Genomic DNA, 18,868 nt, shown 5'->3' with positions numbered 1-18,868 from the left:
ACGCCTTTTTTCATGTTCTTCGATTCTTCTTCAATTGTTATGGGAAAAGAAGAGAAACGATGATTGAGGAGGCGAGAGTATGACGATTGGGATTATAGGTGGAGGGTTATCCGGCTTGACGGCAGCTGCATTATTCGCAAAACAAGGAACGCCGGTCATGCTTTGGGATGCGGGATTACTTGGAGGACGTGCCACCTCTCAAACCGTAAAAGGATTTACGTTTAATTACGGTGCTCATGCGATTTATGGACGCGATCAATCGATTCTTCGCAAACTAACGAAACAGCTCGGTATCGAAGTGACGTGGCTGGATTTCTCAGCGAGTCGTGCGAAATATGAGTTTTCAGGTCATTTGACGGCAGTTCCTGCGAATGCCTGGGGATTATTGAAAACAGAAGTCATCGAAGGAACGAACAAAGTACGTTTCACATGGGAAATCATTAAAACGATTTTACGAGTCGAACGAGGGGATCCGCAACAATCGATCGGGCAGTGGTTAAAATCAGAACGAGTCGATGAACAAGTGGCACAGTTGATGCTTGATTTGGCATCAACGAACTTTTTTACGGCAGAACCCGAAAAAATTCCGTCAGACGTCTATTTCGAGTATTATCAAAAACTTTTTCGGACGCGCAAGCCTGTCTCATACATCGAAGGTGGATGGCAAGGGTTAGTACAGGAGTTGGAACGGATCATCCTAGAGAACCACGGGAAGATCCTGAAAAAAACAAAAATAACAGCAGTCGAATCGACTACTACAGGATTCTTAGTACGTGATCGAAAGAAACAAGAATGGAACGTCGAACGGATCATCTTTGCCGTCCCACCGCGTGAAATCTTAAAAATGGCGACTCCCACTGCCATTCAGCGATTTGTTACACCGTACGCGAGCCATGAACCGGTAGAAGTATTCGTGTATGATCTTGGACTTCATCCGTATATCCAAACACCGTATTCATACATCTACGACCGTTCGCATCGAGCGTTCATCACGGATTTATCACATTATGATGCAAGTCTTGCACCGAAGGATGGTCAAGTCCTTCAAGCAATCGCCTACCTTGAACACGATCGACTTGAGGATCCTGAATATATTGGACATGTCCGAACAGGAATCGAACAGATGCTTGACGTTCATTTTGCAGATTGGCGACAACGTATCGTCGCAGAACGAACGATCAAACGAGCAGTCGTACAAGAAATCAAATGGAAAATGGGGCAAACGCCGCTTGCGACTCATATTCCGGATCATGCAGGTGTCGCTTTCGTCGGGGACTGGTGTGAAGGTACGGGACAACTCTCGGAGCTTGCGTTCTCAAGTGCCGTGAGCGTCTTCAATCGATGGACTTGATGTCAAACGACAAAAAGAGGCTGGGACATAACTCAGTTTCACAAACAAAAGGCCCTCGAAACGACTATACGTTTCGAGGGCCTTGTTCTATGAAAAAAAACCGATTCTGAATAAACAAATAAGGACAACCTCTGATAAAGTTAAAGTGATCAAACCATAACCATCGGAGGTGCCCTTATGTTTAAAGATTATAACATGAACCAGCTGGTTCTGCCCTTAGATTTAGAAGTTCGTCTTCAAGAAAATGATATTGCGTTCGCTGTCCACCATCTCGTCGAATCCATTCCAGACGATGTGTTCGAGCCTTTCATGCGCACGACAGGATGCCCGGCTTACCATCCACGCATGATGATGAAAATTATCTTATGTGCCTACACACAATCGGTCTTCTCCGGTCGGAAGATTGAAGGATTACTATCCGATAGTCTGCGGATGATGTGGCTAGCACAAGGGAATGCGCCGAGCTATCGTACCATCAACCGTTTTCGAGTGCATCCCGCAGTCACTCCGATATTGAAGCAAGCCTTCGTTACCTTCCGTTGCCATCTCGTCGAGATGGGAGAAATCAATGAAGAAGCCATCTTTATCGATGGTACAAAGTTAGAGGCGAATGCGAACCGATATACCTTTGTTTGGCGGAAATCGATTGAACGTCATAGTGCGTCTCTCGTGGACAAATCGAATCGTATCTATGACAACCTCGTCGAACAAGACATCCTACCGGAAATTGAACGAGAAAACCCGGACGAGCTTACTCTCTCAGAACTCGAACACATGGGTGAAGCTGTAGACGCACATATCGCTTCCATCAACCAAAAAATCGAGGCGAGTACGGACACCCAAGAAAGAAAACGTCTGCGTTCTGAACGGAAGGAACCACGTCTCCTTCGAAAGGAAATTACAGATTTCATCGAGCGGAAACAGAGATACGCCCTTCAAAAGAGGACGCTCGCTGGACGGAACAGCTATTCGAAAACGGACACGGACGCGACGTTCATGCGAATGAAAGAAGATCATATGCAAAATGGACAACTCAAACCAGGCTATAACGTTCAAATCGCGACCGAAGGACAATACACACTCGCTTATGATATTTATCCGAATCCGACGGATGCCCGGACGTTACTCCCCTTTTTAGATGAGGTCAGCTCATATTTACCACTACCACCGCATATCGTTGCGGATGCCGGCTATGGGAGTCAGGAGAATTATCAGGATATTCTGATGCGCCGTGGGCGCATTCCACTCATCCCTTACACGATGTTCGAAAAAGAAAAGTCGCGAAAATGGCGCAACGATCCCTTTAACACAGCGAACTGGTCTTACGATGAAACGGCGGATCGGTTTGTGTGCCCGAATGGACAGGACGTAACGTTCCGTTACATGTCCAAGAGAACAGATCGTTACGGATTCACGCGTGATTTCAAGGTGTATGAAAGTGAAGGGTGTGATGGCTGCCCGTTCCGCTCCCGTTGTACAAAGGCCGAAGAAGGGCGTCACCGACAGGTACACATAAACACTTCATGGGAAGAACAAAAAGAACAGATGAAAAAATGGCTTTCAGATCAAAAAACAGGATCCCTCTATGCGAAACGGAAGATAGACGTGGAACCAGTTTTTGGATATCTGAAGGCTAATTTGAGTTTCACTCGCTTTTCTGTGCGAGGAAAAGCGAAGGTGAAGCGTGAGCTCGGCTTCATCCTCATGGCCGTAAATTTGAGGAAATGGCTCATCCAAAGCGTTGCCCGAAGGGCAGCTTGACGAGAGACAATGAAAAAAGAAGGAATTGCACATCCTCAGTGATGGCAATTCCTTCTTTTCGTTAAATTCAGCTAGTTATGTCCCAGCCTCTTTTTGTATCTTACGCTTCATTGTTCGAACGTGCTGGATAGAACGCTAGAACCAAGAGTAATGTAAAGGCAATGAGACTCATCATCGGGATCGTCAAGAAACCAAAATAGTTGACCCATTTGATGAGACAGCCACTCGTACATAACGCTTCGCCATCGGGTAAGCGTTCAAGGATGACGTGGTACAAGGCGACACCAAAGCCGGCAAGCACATACAGGCGAACGAAGAGCGGATCGATCGTTTTTGACCGGAATAGCGAGATGAGCAAATAAAAGGCTGTCGTATACATGAATAGTCGTTGCCACCAACAGAGAGGGCAGGGAATGAATCCGCGAATTTCACTGAAATAGAGACTGCCAAGCGTTGCAATCGTTGAGATGATGAACATAAAATGATAGCGTGTCATATGTATCGTCCTTTCTAACGTGTTAAACTAATGCCATCTTATATCATGAGGAGTCGAATCTCACATTGCAAGTGTCGGAAATGGAAATGTTGATCACCTTATCGGAAGAGTTGAATATGAGGCGCGCTGCTGAACGATTATTCGTCTCGCAACCTGCGCTTAGTCAACGTCTCGTTGCGATTGAAAGACGCTGGGGAACAAAATTATTCATTCGTTCATCGCGTGGGTTAAGCATCACACCACAAGGAGAAAAAGTAATCGGTCTCGCAAAAGAGATGAATCGGAAAGAACTTGAGTTAAAAAGTGAATTGACAGCAGAAGAGGGTGCCGTTTATGGGACGCTTCGGATTGCCGTCGCTTCCATCATGGGGCAATATTGGCTCCCGCGTGTCTTGAAACGATTCGTTGAGCGTTATCCGCATGTCCGTGTTCAGCTTGTCACGGGATGGTCCAGTGAGATGATGCGTCATATGTTAGAGGAACATTTTCATATCGGAATCATTCGTGGAAACCCGGACTGGAAAGGTGTCAAAGAACGTCTTTTCTCGGATCCGCTCTATTTAGTCGATAGTGAGTTGACGTCAATCGAACAGTTACGCTTGACGGATCGACCATTCATCCAGTTCAAGAGTGATTCAACGTACTATCAAGAAATTTTAGAATGGTGGCAAGATCGGTTCGCAAGTCCGCCATCTCGGACGCTGGTCGTCGATCAAATCGAGACATGTAAGCAGATGGCTCTACATGGAATTGGGTTTGCGATTTTACCCGAATCGACGATCCAACAATCAAATGAAGTCATGCAGCTTCCGTTAAAAACATCATCTGGAAAGATATTAAAGCGAGATACATGGATTTTGTCTACGGAATCGATGCTTGAACTAAAACAAGTTCAAGCATTTTGGGATATCGTAAAAGAAGAAGGAGGAAGTCAGTCAGATGGAATACGCCATTGAAATGCGGCGCGCGCTTCATAAAATACCAGAACCAGGGTTCAAGGAATTTAAGACGCAAGCTTTTATATTGGAACAAATTCGTGCTTATCCACCAGATCGTGTCACGTATGACACGTTTGAAACAGGTGTTTTCGTTCGAGTGAAAGGATTGACTGGAAATCGGACGATTGGTTACCGGGCAGACATTGATGGGTTACCAATTGAAGAAGCGACAGGTCTTCCGTTTTGCTCGGAACATCCAGGCTTCATGCATGCCTGCGGTCACGATATGCACACGTCGATTGCGTTAGGGTTGATGAAACGAATCATTGAATTGCCGGTCATGGATGATGTCGTCTTTTTATTCCAACCAGCGGAAGAAGGTCCGGGCGGGGCTGAACCAATGATTAAAAGTCCGTTGTTTGAAAAATATCGTCCAAGTGAGATGTATGGTCTTCATGTTGCACCGGAATATCCAGTCGGTACGATTGCGAGCCGTCCCGGCGTCTTGTTCGCGAGTGCTCGAGAAGTTCATATCACGATTTATGGTCAAAGTGGTCACGCGGCATTTCCTCATTTGACGATTGATACGGTCGTCGCGCAAGCAGCCTTGATCATGCAACTGCAAACAATCGTCAGCCGATCCATCAATCCGATGAACTGTAGCGTCATCACAATCGGAAAGGTCGATGCTGGGATTCGAGAAAACGTCATCGCTGGTAGAGCTGTTCTTGACGGTACGATGCGCGCACTCAATGGAGAAGACATGGAAAAATTGGAACGACGCGTTCGTGACATCATCCGGGGAATTGAAGCTTCCTTCGGCGTCAAGATTGATCTGCAATTCGGAAATCGTTATTACGAAGTCGTCAATGATCGACAAATCGTTGATAAATTTTCATCATTCGTCAAGATGAATGCGAATTACATTGAATGTGATGCGGCAATGACAGGAGAAGACTTTGGATTCATGTTGAAGGAAATTCCAGGAATGATGTTTTGGCTCGGAGTCGACAATCCGACATCTGGTCTTCATCAACCAACCTTGAATCCAGATGAATCCGCGATTCCATTTGTGATTGATTTACTTGACCATTATTTCCGAGAGTATGTTTAAAAGTTTTTATGAAAGACGGTTTGTCAAATTAAGCGCAACACTTCTTCGGAAAAGACCTCGTATGCAGTTTTCCAATCCAAACACTTTCGTGGTCGATTGTTGATTCTAGAAAGTGCGTGATCTAATTCTGTCTTGTTGATCATTCCGAAGTTGGTTCCCTTTGGGAAGAACTCACGGAGAAGACCATTGGCATTCTCATTGCTGCCACGTTGCCATGAAGAATAGGGGTCCGCGAAGTACATCGGGATACCAAGAGAGTCCTGTATCCGTTCGTGACAGCTGAACTCCTTACCGCGATCCGTCGTCATGGTTTGAAACGTTCCCGATGGGAAAGAAGAATAAAGCGTTCGGATGGCGTGTTCCATCGAGTGAGAAGAACGATCGACCATCGGTAGTACGATATAGAACCGACTTTTACGTTCGATGAATGTCGCGACACATGCCTTTGTCTGTCCTCGTCCTGATACAACAGTATCCAACTCCCAGTGCCCGAACGTCTCTCGACCCCGGACGTCCGACGGACGTTTACTGATCGGAAGCCCGATGTTGAAGCGACCTCTTGTCTCACGTGGCTTTTGGCGCTTTCCTTTTTGTCGTAAAACGCCTAAATCGCTCTTGATGAATCCTTTATATATCCATCGATAGATTGTACTGTACGATGGTCCCTGTTTGTGAAAGAGCCGTCTTGCGATCTGTTCGGGAGACCATGTCTCTCGCAGTTTCGAAAGGATACGTGAGCCAAGCGAAGCGCTGAACAGCGTGCGTGCTCCACAATTCTTTTTTTGCATCTCATAACGCCGCCCAGCGTTGATCGCATTGTAGGAAGGATTCCGTTTTAGCTCACGTGAAATCGTAGACGGCTGTCGTCCGAGATGCTGAGCGATCTTTCGCATTGAAAATCCAAGCTCTAGATAAGTTTCTATTTTGACTCTTTCTGATGTGGTAAGATGAACATAGCTCATAACGAATCCTCCGTTGAATTTTGTGTGGTAACTCTATTCTACACGAGGTCGTTATGGGTTTTTTTGTGTTTTCAGCTAGGTGTTGCACTTAATATTACAATTCGTCGAAATAATAAAGGATATAAAGCTTTCCCTTTCGAATTCAGGAATGGGAAAGTTTTTAATATATGTAGGAATAAGAGTTTTCGAACATTTTGTGAAAAAAATCACGTGTATATGTGAACAATTTGTTACATCAAACATTATAAACAGACACAAAGGGTTATGTTCTCTATGATACGGTTATAGACCATATAGAGAAGTATGTTTTAGGAAGAGGGGGCTAAATACATGTTCAATGATCCCGTAGTGCTCAGTCGATTGTTGACAGGGCTCACACTAGCGTTTCATATTATTTTCGCGACGATTGGTGTCGGAGTACCGCTCATGGTACTGGCAGCTGAATTCATCGGTCTGAAACGCAAAGATCCAGATTATATCTTATTAGCAAGACGGTGGACGCGTGGATACGTCGTTACCGTAGCGGTCGGTGTCGTAACAGGGACGGCAATCGGCTTGCAACTATCATTACTTTGGCCGTCACTCATGCAAGTAGCGGGTCAAACAATTGCTCTGCCACTATTTATGGAGACGTTCGCGTTCTTCTTTGAAGCGATTTTCCTTGGTATTTACTTGTATACGTGGGACCGGTTCAAAAATCCGTGGTTGCACTGGTTGATTGGGATTCCAGTCGTCATTGGTGCGACAGCATCAGCGTTCTTCATCACGACAGTCAACTCCTTCATGAACTCACCAGAAGGATTTAAGATCGTCAATGGTACGTTGACGCAAATCGAACCATTAAAAGCAATGTTTAATACAGCGACACCGACGAAGGCGACACACGTCATCGTTTCAGCTTACTTGACTGTTGCCTTTATCTTGGCAGCAATCGCGGCGTTCCATTTGCTTCGCAAAAAGACACTCTCAGCAGCAGAGACGGCATATCATAAGAAAGCTCTTCGTCTCACTGTCATGGCTGGTCTGATTTTCGCGTTCTCGACAGCACTTGTCGGTGACTTCTCAGGGAAATATTTAGCGAAATACCAGCCAGAAAAACTAGCAGCTGCGGAATGGCATTTTGATACGACAAATGAAGCAGAATTGATTTTTGGTGGGATACTTGATCAGCAAGAAGACGGCAGTTATGAAATCAAAGGAGCCGTCAAAATCCCATATGCGCTCTCAATTCTTGCAGGTGGGGCTCCGAATACGGAAGTCATCGGTTTAAACGAATTCGCAAAAGAAGATCAAGCACCACTGATCGTCCACTATTTCTTTGATATCATGGTATCGATTGGGATGTACTTGACTGCTATCTCTGCTTTGTTCATCTTGGCATTCCGATTGAAAAAATTGAATCCATATAATAAGTGGATTTTACGAGGGGTGTTCATCGGTGGTCCGTTAGCGATGATTTCAATCGAAGCGGGATGGATGTACGCTGAGATTGGTCGTCAACCTTGGACGCTTTACGGTATCATGCGAACAGCGGACGCGGCGACGACTTCAACAGCGGTTGGTCCGATGCTCATTTTATTCAGTGCATTGTACTTGTTGCTTGGCACGATTTGTACGGTCGTCTTATTACGGATGTTTAAGAAAAACACGGTTGGAAAAGAACTTCAAGAACTTGCTGAAAACCACCATGCACGCGGTGAAGCAATGTTCGTGGATGATAACAAGTAAGGAGGGAACGATTTGGACGTTCAAACACTAGGGATCACGGTCCTTTGGACTTTCCTGTACGGATATCTCATCGTTGCCTCAATTGACTTCGGTGCTGGATTTTACGCCTTTTATTCAAAATATACGAAGCGGGATCATCTGACGAATCGATTGATTCTTCGTTACCTCTCTCCTGTTTGGGAGGTAACGAATGTCTTCTTCGTATTCTTCTTCGTAGGACTAGTTGGGTTCTTCCCAGACTCCGCTTACTATTTCGGTACGGCACTACTCGTACCAGCGTCAATTGTTCTTGTCTTGATTGCGATTCGTGGTAGTTTTTATGCGTTCGCCAATTATGGATCAAATGACAGCATGTTCTACACATTTTTATATGGAGCGACAGGGTTGCTGATTCCTGCTGCGATGTCGACGACATTGACGATCAGTCAAGGTGGTTTCATCCGCAAAACGAATGATACAGTTGAGTTTTTAGGAACGAAATTATTTTCGAACTTTTACTCGTGGACGGTCGTAGCGCTCGCTATCGTATCTGTCTTATACATCAGCGCGATGTTCCTCTTATTCTACGCGGATAAAGCGAAAGATGAGGGAGCTACGCCGCTTATTCGGAAATGGGCACTCTTCTGGAGTGGACCAACAATCCTCGTCTGTGCGCTCGTCTTCTTTGGACTGAAGAACCAAGCAGCATGGCATTATGAAAATATCCTAAACGGCAACTGGTGGTGGTTCGCTGCTAGTTTCTTATTTTTCCTCATTGCCGTGACACTCGTCTATATGAAGAAAAACTATGGCATCGCGTTCGTCGCGGTCATGCTACAATATGCAGTCGCGTGGTTTGGTTACGGATATACACACTTGCCGTATATCTTGTATCCATATATCGATATCAACAAAGCAGTCGTAAACGAAACGATGGCTTCCGCACTCGTCGTCGTTTTCATCTTCGGACTTTTACTCTTAATTCCGGCGTTGTATTTGATTTTACGGCTCTTCTTGTTCGATAACGATTATGTACGTGGAAAATCATCAAAATAATGAATGGATAAACGCCTCTGCGATTCGCAGAGGCGTTTATAGTATTTTTAAATTGAATCGGGTACACTACTAAGGAAGAGCGATTGTGAAGGAGAGTTGTGAAAATGAATGGAGAGTTTGCAGTAATCGGACTAGGGCGTTTTGGTGGCTCGATTGTCCGCGAATTATCGAAAAACGGCTATGATGTCTTGGCAATTGATTCCGATGAGGAACGTGTCAACGAATTCATGGGGATTGCGACACATTCTGTCATTGCCGATACGACCGATGAGAACGTTTTAAAAAGTTTGGGGATTCGAAACTTTGATCATGTCATCGTCGCTATTGGGGAGAACATTCAAGCGTCTATCTTGACGACGTTGATCTTAAAAGAGCTTGGTGTACAATCGATCACCGTCAAAGCAACGAATGATTACCATGAAAAAGTATTGCGAAAAATCGGAGCGGATTTCATCGTTCACCCTGAGCGGGATATGGGGGTTCGGATTGCGAACGGATTGATGAGTTCGAATATCCTTGATTACTTAGACTTATCACAAGAATTTTCAATCGTTGAGATTAAAGTCAGTGATCAGATGGCAAAACAAACCTTAATTGATCTCGACTTACGAAGTAAATATGGAGCAAACGTTGTCGCCATTAAACGTGGGGAAAACGTTCTGATTTCTTTACAAGCGGATGAAATGATTGAAAAAGGGGACTATCTCGTCGTCATTGGTGAAAATGAGGATCTCGACCGTCTAGAGCGTGCGATTCATAAAGTGAAGAACTAAAAAAAGCTGAGGCGCGCCTCAGCTTTACATTTACTTATACCTAATTAAATGAGTTGGAATTCTTTTAATCCGTGTGCGATACCGTCTTCAAGAATAGGTTTCGTGACATAATCGGCAGCAGCTTTCGTTTCTGGAAGTCCGTTGCCCATTGCAATACCCGTTCCGACGTAGCGAAGCATCTCTAGATCGTTTAAAGCATCACCAAATGCAAAGGTATCTTCGCGGCGAATATTCGTCAATTTCAGGAATTGTTTGATCCCTTCTGCTTTCGAGGAACCGACATTGATGACATCCATTGCATGTGGGTGCCAACGAATGAAATCAAATGCGTCATAGCGTTTAACATAATCGCTCTCTTCTTCAGCTGTGCAGTAGACGAGTGTTTGGAAAACATCATGCGATAAAAATGCTTCTTCATCGTGAACCGGTAACGGCATATCAAGCTCTCCGAGTGAATCAACGACATGAACGTCATTCGATTTCGTCGTGAAGCCTTTTGTTTCACCGAGGTAGACAAGTGTATGTCCGTTTTCACGTGCTTGTTGTGTCAACTGTGTCAAATCCGTCTTCGGTTGCGGACGTTTGTAGATGATTTCATTTTGATGAACGACGATTTGTCCGTTGTAACCGATGATCGTATCGATGTTGAGCAATTCACGGATTCCGGACAACATCGCAGGTCCACGTCCGGTTGCGAGCGCTACATATACACCGTTTTCTTGAAGCTTACGAATTGCCTGTTTTGTTGATTCCGGAACAAAATGACCATCATGCAATAAGGTTCCGTCGATATCGAAAAAGACGACTTTCTGATTTGCCATGGTTTCACCTTCTCTTTTTAATTGGTCAAAATGACCTGTTCACGTGAAAGTATAGCATAACCAAAAGCGTGTTGCCTGAAGGGAACATGCGGAATAAGGATGAAAAATAGTCCGTGTATCGTGTATACTGTACTAAGGACAAAAAACAATGTACTGATAAGGAGTTGCTAGGCATGATTTTTAAAGTATTTTACCAACCGCTTCGTTCGGAAGCACCTGTTCGTGAACGGACAGAAACAATGTATGTAGAAGGGGAAAGCATTCGTGACGTGCGATCAACGATTGACCACCTCAAAGATATCAACATCGAGTTCATCCGCGAAGTCAGCGGAGAATTTTTGACATACGAACAACAACATCCTGATTTCAAGGTTGCGACGTTCGAATGAAGTTCGTCAAAAACCATCAAGCCGCCGTTTTCGCACTCGGTGGACTAGGGGAAATCGGGAAGAACACGTATGTCGTTCAATTCCAAGATGAGATCATCGTCATTGACGCGGGTGTCATGTTCCCAGAAGATGAATTACTCGGAATCGACTATGTCATTCCAGATTACACGTACTTGATCAAGAACAAGGATAAGGTCAAAGGCGTCTTCATCACACACGGTCATGAAGATCACATTGGCGGTCTGCCATTCTTGCTCAAACAAGTGAACTTACCGATTTACGCTGGGAAGATTGCGATGGGTCTCATCAAGGTGAAGTTAGAAGAACATGGTTTGCTTCGCAACGCGGAACTGCATGAGATCGATGAGGATTCGGTCATCAAGTTCCGGAAGACAAGCATCTCGTTCTTCCGTACGACACACTCGATTCCAAACTCGTTCGGTGTCGTCGTCAAAACGCCACAAGGGAACATCGTGCATACAGGGGACTTCAAGTTCGATTTCACGCCAGTTGGTGAACCGGCTGATCTAGCTAAAATGGCTGAACTCGGTAAGGAAGGCGTATTGTGTCTTCTATCGGACTCAACGAACGCAGAAGTGGAAGGGTTTACGATGAGTGAACGTGTCGTTGGGGAAACGATCTCAGACATCTTCCGTAAAGCGGAAGGACGGATCATCTTCGCGACGTTTGCGTCGAACATCTATCGTCTGCAACAAGTCGTCAATGCTTCTGTAGAAGCAGGACGGAAAATCGTCGTCTTCGGACGTAGCATGGACAAGGTCATGATGATTGGTCAAGAACTTGATTTCATCAAAGCGCCGAAGGGTACGATCATCGAACCAAACGAGATGAAACGTTATAAATCAAATGAGTTGACGATCCTTTGTACCGGCTCACAAGGAGAACCGATGGCTGCACTTAGCCGTATCGCAAACGGAACACACCGTCAAATCTCGATCATTCCGGATGATCTCGTCATCTTCTCTTCGTCACCAATCCCAGGAAACGTCGTTTCTGTCGGAAAGACGATCAATCAGCTATATAAAGCTGGTGCAGATGTCATGTACGGTAAACTGAATGATATCCATACATCAGGTCACGGTAGTCAACAAGAGCAGTTGCTCATGTTACGTCTATTGAATCCGAAATACTTCATGCCGATTCACGGGGAATACCGGATGCTGAAGAAGCATATGTCGCTTGCGATGGATGCTGGCGTACCGGAAGAGAACTGTTTCGTCATGGATAACGGTGAAGTACTGGCATTAGATGCGAATGCAGCCGCTATCACTGGGAAGATTCAAGCGAATGCGGTTTATGTCGACGGAAAAGGAATCGGAGACATCGGAAACATCGTCTTACGCGATCGCCGTATTCTCTCAGAAGAGGGACTCGTCGTCGTCGTCGTGACGCTTGACTCGAAGACGAATCGTCTCGTCTCTGGACCGGACATCATCTCGCGTGGTTTCGTCTACATGCGTGAGTCGGGTAATTTGATTAAAGATGCTGAACGTCTACTCAAGCGTTCGCTTGATCAATCGCTTGCGAACCGTAATACAAAATGGACGGACATCAAACAAGTCATCAATGATACGCTCACACCGTATTTAACAGAAAAAACACAACGTCATCCAATGGTCATGCCGATCATCATGGAAGTCTGATTCAAAAAAATCCTCGTCTCCGAAACGGAAACGAGGATTTTTGCATTACGTGGCAGGACCGTATTCCTTGAACGGTTCTTTTTTATCAATCCGATCATAGAACATGACGCCATCTAGATGGTCGTATTCATGCTGGCAGACGATTGCTTTCATCCCTTTTAAACGTAATTTTATAGGATTTCCGTTATGATCGATGCCAGTTAGGGTAATACGCATATAGCGCGGTACATGTCCTTCGACTTCACGATCGACGGACAGACATCCTTCGCCGCCCGTTAAATAGGTCTGCTCAACGGAATGACTGATGATTTTTGGATTATAGATACCAAATTCCAGCAAATCATCACCATCCGGTAAGCGGATCGCGAACATGCGCTTGTTGACACCGATTTGTGGTGCTGCAAGTCCAATGCCGCTTCGTAAGTCATATTTCTTCGCAATTTCATCATCTTGACTGTTGGCGAGGAACTCGCGCATGAGTCGCATCGTTTCCTTATCCTCATCGCTGAGAGGGAAGGTCACTTCTACTGATCGTTCGTGAAGAGCAGGAACGTCTTCGCGTACGATTTCATTCATGGTGATCATGAACAACACTCCTTTCGTCTACAAAAAGTATAGCATAGGAAAGTGGGGAATGATGACAACTAACACAGTAGGAAAATATCGAATGATACAGAAGATGGAATATTCTAGTTTTGTGATTGAATTCACAATGTGAAACGCGAAAAAAATAAAACATTTCCTTTGATTTTAAGGTGTTACAGATTTATACTTGTAACGTAATGAACAAGACACTATAACGTGTCGATTCATGATAATACAGTTTACTCAACTGAATAGGTACACAGACACATGTTCAAAGGATAGTCACACGGGACTTCGTTTTTTGGACACTATTGTCATGTGGGCAAATCAGTCAGAGGAATATTTCGCTGAACGCAGTGAAAGGATGAGGTGAAAAGATGAACGTAAACATGTTTAAAAACGTGGAAGAAAACTTTGAAACGTTCCGCATTCTTGACGAGAAAGGTGAAGTCGTCAATAAAGACGCTATGCCAGACCTCTCGGATGAAGAGCTTACGGAATTAATGCGCCGTCTCGTATACACACGTATCTGGGACCAACGTGCAATCTCACTTAACCGTCAAGGACGTCTTGGTTTCTACGCTCCAGTAGCTGGACAAGAAGCGTCAATGATCGGTACGCAATTCGCTTTGGATAAAGATGACTGGATTCTTCCTGGATACCGTGATATTCCACAAATGGTCTTCCATGGCTTCCCACTTTACAAAGCATTCTTGTTCTCACGTGGTCACATCACAGGTGGTAAGATCCCTGAAGGTGTTAACGTCTTAATGCCACAAATCATCATCGGTGCGCAGATCGTTCAAGCGGCTGGTGTTGCTCTCGGTCTTAAGAAAAGCGGTAAAGAACAAGTCGCAATCACTTACACAGGTGATGGTGGTTCTTCACAAGGTGACTTCTATGAAGGTATGAACTTCGCTGGAGCTTTCAAAGCACCTGCAATCTTCGTCGTTCAAAACAACCGTTTCGCAATCTCGACACCTGTCGAAAAACAATCTATGGCGAAAACAATCGCTCAAAAAGCTGTCGCTGCTGGTATCAATGGTATCCAAGTCGACGGTATGGACGTTCTTGCTGTATACGCAGCTACGAAACAAGCGCGTGTTGAAGCACTCAACGGTGTTCCGACATTGATCGAAACATTGACTTACCGTTACGGACCACACACACTCGCTGGTGATGATCCAACACGTTACCGTACAAAAGACATGGATGATGAGTATCAAGCACAAGATCCACTCGTCCGTTTCCGTGCTTTCATGGAAGCAAAAGGTCTTTGGAACGAAGATAAAGAGAACGAAGTCATCGAGCAAGCTAAAGCTGACGTTAAGGAAGCACTTGCACAAGCTGACAAAGAACCAAAACAAAAAGTTACAGATTTCATCAACGTGATGGCTGAGAAGCTTCCACAAAACCTGCAAGAGCAGCTTGATGAGTATACAGCAAAGGAGTCGAAATAACCCATGGCACAAATGACGATGATCCAAGCGATCACTGACGCAATGCGCGTCGAGATGAAACGCGACGAACAAGTTCTCTTGTTCGGTGAAGACGTCGGTAAAAACGGTGGGGTATTCCGTGCGACAGAAGGTCTTCAAGATGAGCTCGGCGAAGACCGCGTCTTCGATACACCACTTGCAGAATCAGGTATTGGTGGTCTTGCTGTCGGATTCAGTCTGACAGGATTCCGTCCAATCATGGAAATCCAATTCTTCGGATTCGTATTCGAAGTATTCGATTCAGTCGCAGCACAACTTGCGCGTCTACGTTACCGTTCAGGCGGCACATACAATGCACCTGTTACAATCCGTTCACCATTCGGTGGCGGTGTTAAAACACCGGAACTTCACGCAGATAACCTCGAAGGACTCATGGCTCAGTCACCAGGACTTAAAGTTGTCATTCCTTCAACACCTTACGATGCAAAAGGTCTTTTGATCGCGTCAATCCGCGACAACGACCCAGTCGTATTCCTTGAGCACATGAAACTCTACCGTTCATTCCGCGGTGAAGTGCCAGAGGGCGATTACACGATCGAACTCGGAAAAGCTGATGTTAAACGTGAAGGTACAGACGTAACAATCGTCACTTACGGTGCGATGGTACACGCTTCACTTAAAGCAGCTGAAGAGCTCGAAAAAGAAAACATCAGCGTCGAAATCATCGACTTGATGACAATCAGCCCAATCGACATCGATACGATTCTTGCTTCTGTCAAGAAAACAAACCGTGTCGTCGTCGTTCAAGAAGCACAAAAACAAGCGGGTATCGCTGCAATGGTTGCAACTGAAATCCAAGAACGTGCAATCCTTGACCTCGAAGCGCCAATTCTTCGTGTTGCTGCTCCAGATACAATCTTCCCATTCGCACAAGGTGAAGACGTCTGGATCCCAGATCACAAAGATATCGTTGAGAAAGTCAAAACTGTCTACAATTTCTAAGAGCATTTCGGAAAATAAGGAGAGGGGTCCATTCTCTCCTTGCTTCCGTTTTTACAGATAACAATCGACTAGAAGAGTGAACTAAAAGGAGGCATATTCAAATGGGTTTATTTGAATTCAAATTGCCGGATATCGGTGAGGGTATTCATGAAGGTGAAATCGTAAAGTGGTTCGTAAAAGCGGGCGACACTGTCAAGGAAGACGACGTTCTTCTTGAAGTACAAAACGATAAAGCAGTCGTTGAAATCCCATCACCGGTTGATGGTACTGTTAAAGAAGTAAAAGTTGACGAAGGTGTCGTAGCTGTCGTTGGCGACGTCCTCATCACTTTCGAAGTCGAAGGCGAAGGTTCTGCTCCTTCTGAAGAAGCAGAGCAACCAAAAGCTGAAGACAACGCGAAAGACGTTCAAGATACGGATCAAAAAGTGGAAGACAAACCAAACGAGGTTCAAATCCATAAATCAGAACGCGTCATCGCGATGCCATCTGTCCGTAAATATGCACGTGAAAAAGGTGTCGACATCCGTGAAGTCCAAGGTTCTGGAGACAACGGTCGTGTCGTCAAAGAAGACATCGATGCATTCGCAAACGGTGGTCAAACTTCTGAAGCATCAGCAACAGAAGAAAAAGCACCAGCTGCAGCTGCTTCTGCACCAAAAACAGAAGTTAAGCCATACGTTGCTGCTCAACCTGAACTTGAAACACGCGAGAAAATCAAAGGAATCCGTAAAGCGATTTCGAAAGCAATGGTTAACTCGAAACATACAGCTCCACACGTAACACTCATGGACGAAGTCGATGTTACGAACCTCGTAGCACTCCGTAAAAACTTCAAAGAAGTTGCGGCTGCTCAAGGTACGAAATTGACTTACCTTCCGTTCGTCGTAAAAGCATTGACTGCTGCTGCTAAAAAATACCCAGCAATCAACGCATCAATCGACGATGTAAACGAAGAAATCGTCTACAAAAACTACTTCAACATCGGTATCGCTGCAGATACAGACAACGGTCTTGTCGTACCAGTCGTTAAAGATGCAGATCGTAAATCGATCTTCTCACTCGCTGACGACATCAACGACCTTGCTGGTAAAGCACGCGAAGGTAAACTTTCTGGCGAAGAGATGAAAGGCGGATCAATCACGATCACTAACATCGGTTCTGCTGGCGGTCAGTGGTTCACACCAGTCATCAACCACCCAGAAGTTGCAATCCTCGGTATCGGCCGTATCGCTGAAAAAGCAGTCGTTAAAAACGGCGAAATCGTTGCTGCACCAGTTCTTGCACTTTCATTCAGCTTCGACCACCGTCTCATCGATGGTGCAACTGCACAAAACGCGCTTAACTTAGTTAAACGCCTATTGAACGACCCACAACTTCTCATCATGGAGGGATAAGCAATGGTAGTAGGTGAATTCGCACAAGAAACAGATTTACTCGTAATCGGGGCTGGCCCTGGTGGTTACGTTGCTGCAATCCGCGGCGCGCAACTCGGTATGAAAGTAACAATCGTTGAACGCGAAAACGTCGGCGGTGTTTGCTTAAACGTTGGATGTATCCCATCAAAAGCCTTGATCACTGCAGGACATAACTTCCAGCATGCTAAAGGTGCAAGCGATATGGGGATCACTTCTGAGAATGCAACTGTCGATTTCTCGAAAGTTCAATCTTGGAAACAATCTGTCGTCAACAAATTGACTGGCGGCGTTAGTGGTCTTCTTAAAGGGAACAAAGTCGAGACTGTCGTTGGGGAAGCTTACTTCCAATCAGAAGATACAGTCCGTATCATCAACGAAGATTCTTCGACTCCTTACAAATTCAAGAAATGTATCATCGCGACAGGTTCGACTCCAATCGAACTTCCAGCTTTCAAATGGTCAAAACGCGTCCTTTCTTCAACAGGCGCATTGAACCTTCCTGAAATCCCGAAAAAACTCATCGTCATCGGTGGCGGATACATCGGGATGGAGCTTGGTACAGCGTATGCGAACTTCGATACAGAAGTCGTCATTCTTGAAGGAACAAAAGACATCCTTTCTGGTTTCGAGCCTGCTATGACGCAAGTCGTTAAGAAGAAGCTCAAACAAAAAGGTAACATCATAATCCACAACGAAGCACTTGCTCAAAGTGTAGAAGAGTCGGAAGATGGCGTTAAAGTAACATTCGAAGTCAACGGTGAAGCACAAACAGTTGAAGCGGACTACGTCCTCGTTACTGTCGGTCGCCGTCCGAACACTGGTGATCTTGGTCTTGAAATGGCAGAAGTTAAAGTCAGCGACCGTGGTCTTGTCGAAATCGACGATCAGTGCCGTACTTCAAACGAAAACATCTACGCAATCGGTGATATCGTTCCAGGACCACCACTTGCACACAAAGCTTCATTCGAAGCTAAAATTGCTGCTGAAGCAGCTGCAGGACACCCTGCATACCTCGACTACAGCGCGATTCCAGCGGTCGTCTTCACAGATCCAGAACTCGCTACAGTCGGTTACACGGAAGCACAAGCGAAAGAAGAAGGACTCGATTACATCGCGTCTAAATTCCCTTACGCTGCGAATGGTCGTGCACTTGCACTCAACGAGCCAGACGGCTTCTTGAAAATGATCACTCGTAAATCAGATGGTCTCTTGATCGGCGCGCAAATCGCTGGTACAGGCGCATCTGATATGATCGCTGAAATGGGACTCGCAATCGAGTCTGGTATGACAGCTGAAGATATCGCACTCACAATCCATGCACACCCATCACTCGGTGAAATCGCAATGGAAACTGCTGAAGTTGCAATCGGTAGCCCAATCCACATCATTAAATAA

17 protein-coding genes are annotated in these 18,868 nt (G+C 45.3%); 13 read left to right on the top strand and 4 right to left on the bottom strand.

Annotation, left to right across the window (positions count from 1 at the left end; translation table 11 throughout):
* The first annotated feature begins 79 nt into the window (after window positions 1-79).
* Both MKY22_RS10925 and MKY22_RS10920 read left to right on the top strand, forming a co-directional pair.
* A complete protein-coding gene (locus tag MKY22_RS10925; RefSeq protein ID WP_341088795.1) occupies window positions 80-1,351 on the top strand; it encodes an FAD-dependent oxidoreductase in 1,272 nt (423 codons plus the stop codon).
* 177 nt (window positions 1,352-1,528) lie between these two features.
* The gene (locus MKY22_RS10920) at window positions 1,529-3,112 is read left to right on the top strand and encodes an IS1182 family transposase (protein WP_341085783.1); all 1,584 of its coding nucleotides are present in this window, start codon (window positions 1,529-1,531) and stop codon (window positions 3,110-3,112) included.
* A 100-nt stretch (window positions 3,113-3,212) separates the two neighbouring features.
* Here the strand turns inward: MKY22_RS10920 and MKY22_RS10915 are convergent, their stop codons facing one another.
* Window positions 3,213-3,608 (bottom strand): disulfide bond formation protein B, encoded by a 396-nt coding sequence (locus MKY22_RS10915; RefSeq protein WP_029342185.1) that lies wholly within the window; start codon window positions 3,606-3,608, stop codon window positions 3,213-3,215.
* A gap of 65 nt (window positions 3,609-3,673) precedes the next feature.
* Here MKY22_RS10915 and MKY22_RS10910 point away from each other — a divergent pair, with 65 nt between their 5' ends.
* Together MKY22_RS10910 and MKY22_RS10905 are read left to right on the top strand one after the other, a co-directional pair.
* The gene (locus MKY22_RS10910; protein WP_290778232.1) at window positions 3,674-4,564 is read left to right on the top strand and encodes a LysR family transcriptional regulator; all 891 of its coding nucleotides are present in this window, start codon (window positions 3,674-3,676) and stop codon (window positions 4,562-4,564) included.
* Window positions 4,548-5,660 carry an N-acetyldiaminopimelate deacetylase gene (locus tag MKY22_RS10905; RefSeq protein WP_133207547.1) on the top strand — a complete coding sequence of 371 codons (1,113 nt, stop codon included), beginning with the start codon at window positions 4,548-4,550 and terminating at the stop codon, window positions 5,658-5,660. The genes MKY22_RS10910 and MKY22_RS10905 overlap by 17 nt, the downstream gene beginning before the upstream one ends.
* Window positions 5,661-5,683: 23 nt before the next feature.
* On the opposite strand, the gene MKY22_RS10900 is transcribed toward MKY22_RS10905, so the two are convergent.
* Window positions 5,684-6,622: an IS30 family transposase gene (locus MKY22_RS10900; protein WP_341088793.1), complete on the bottom strand. Its 939-nt coding sequence runs from the start codon at window positions 6,620-6,622 to the stop codon at window positions 5,684-5,686.
* A 330-nt stretch (window positions 6,623-6,952) separates the two neighbouring features.
* On the opposite strand from MKY22_RS10900, the gene MKY22_RS10895 reads away from it, so the two are divergent.
* From MKY22_RS10895 to MKY22_RS10885, 3 genes are all read left to right on the top strand, one after another.
* A complete protein-coding gene (locus tag MKY22_RS10895; protein ID WP_035406678.1) occupies window positions 6,953-8,350 on the top strand; it encodes a cytochrome ubiquinol oxidase subunit I in 1,398 nt (465 codons plus the stop codon).
* 12 nt (window positions 8,351-8,362) lie between these two features.
* A complete protein-coding gene (locus MKY22_RS10890; RefSeq protein ID WP_035406681.1) occupies window positions 8,363-9,385 on the top strand; it encodes a cytochrome d ubiquinol oxidase subunit II in 1,023 nt (340 codons plus the stop codon).
* A gap of 104 nt (window positions 9,386-9,489) precedes the next feature.
* On the top strand, window positions 9,490-10,158 hold the full coding sequence (locus MKY22_RS10885) for a potassium channel family protein (protein WP_341088792.1): 669 nt from the start codon (window positions 9,490-9,492) through the stop codon (window positions 10,156-10,158).
* A gap of 44 nt (window positions 10,159-10,202) precedes the next feature.
* Here the strand turns inward: MKY22_RS10885 and MKY22_RS10880 are convergent, their stop codons facing one another.
* Window positions 10,203-10,979, bottom strand: coding sequence for a Cof-type HAD-IIB family hydrolase (locus MKY22_RS10880; RefSeq protein WP_050677552.1), 777 nt, complete (start codon window positions 10,977-10,979; stop codon window positions 10,203-10,205).
* Window positions 10,980-11,152: 173 nt separating this feature from the next.
* On the opposite strand from MKY22_RS10880, the gene MKY22_RS10875 reads away from it, so the two are divergent.
* Both MKY22_RS10875 and rnjA read left to right on the top strand, forming a co-directional pair.
* Entirely contained in the window at window positions 11,153-11,368 is a 216-nt protein-coding gene (locus MKY22_RS10875; RefSeq protein ID WP_023468855.1) for a DNA-dependent RNA polymerase subunit epsilon, read from the top strand.
* Window positions 11,365-13,032, top strand: a complete 1,668-nt coding sequence (rnjA, locus tag MKY22_RS10870; protein ID WP_035396693.1) for a ribonuclease J1 — start codon at window positions 11,365-11,367, stop codon at window positions 13,030-13,032. The genes MKY22_RS10875 and rnjA overlap by 4 nt, the downstream gene beginning before the upstream one ends.
* A 45-nt stretch (window positions 13,033-13,077) precedes the next feature.
* Here the strand turns inward: rnjA and def are convergent, their stop codons facing one another.
* Window positions 13,078-13,617, bottom strand: a complete 540-nt coding sequence (gene def, locus MKY22_RS10865) for a peptide deformylase (protein ID WP_029342180.1) — start codon at window positions 13,615-13,617, stop codon at window positions 13,078-13,080.
* 377 nt (window positions 13,618-13,994) lie between these two features.
* Here def and pdhA point away from each other — a divergent pair, with 377 nt between their 5' ends.
* From pdhA to lpdA, 4 genes are all read left to right on the top strand, one after another.
* Window positions 13,995-15,077 carry a pyruvate dehydrogenase (acetyl-transferring) E1 component subunit alpha gene (pdhA, locus tag MKY22_RS10860; RefSeq protein WP_023468852.1) on the top strand — a complete coding sequence of 361 codons (1,083 nt, stop codon included), beginning with the start codon at window positions 13,995-13,997 and terminating at the stop codon, window positions 15,075-15,077.
* A 3-nt stretch (window positions 15,078-15,080) separates the two neighbouring features.
* Window positions 15,081-16,058 carry an alpha-ketoacid dehydrogenase subunit beta gene (locus MKY22_RS10855; protein WP_035406692.1) on the top strand — a complete coding sequence of 326 codons (978 nt, stop codon included), beginning with the start codon at window positions 15,081-15,083 and terminating at the stop codon, window positions 16,056-16,058.
* A gap of 101 nt (window positions 16,059-16,159) precedes the next feature.
* Entirely contained in the window at window positions 16,160-17,452 is a 1,293-nt protein-coding gene (locus MKY22_RS10850; RefSeq protein ID WP_341088787.1) for a dihydrolipoamide acetyltransferase family protein, read from the top strand.
* 3 nt (window positions 17,453-17,455) lie between these two features.
* Window positions 17,456-18,868, top strand: coding sequence for a dihydrolipoyl dehydrogenase (gene lpdA, locus MKY22_RS10845; RefSeq protein ID WP_341088785.1), 1,413 nt, complete (start codon window positions 17,456-17,458; stop codon window positions 18,866-18,868).

The organism is Exiguobacterium sp. FSL W8-0210, assembly GCF_038006045.1.
Taxonomy (GTDB): domain Bacteria; phylum Bacillota; class Bacilli; order Exiguobacteriales; family Exiguobacteriaceae; genus Exiguobacterium_A.
Note: the sequence above shows the minus strand (reverse complement) of the source record. Positions and strands in the feature narration are given on the sequence as shown.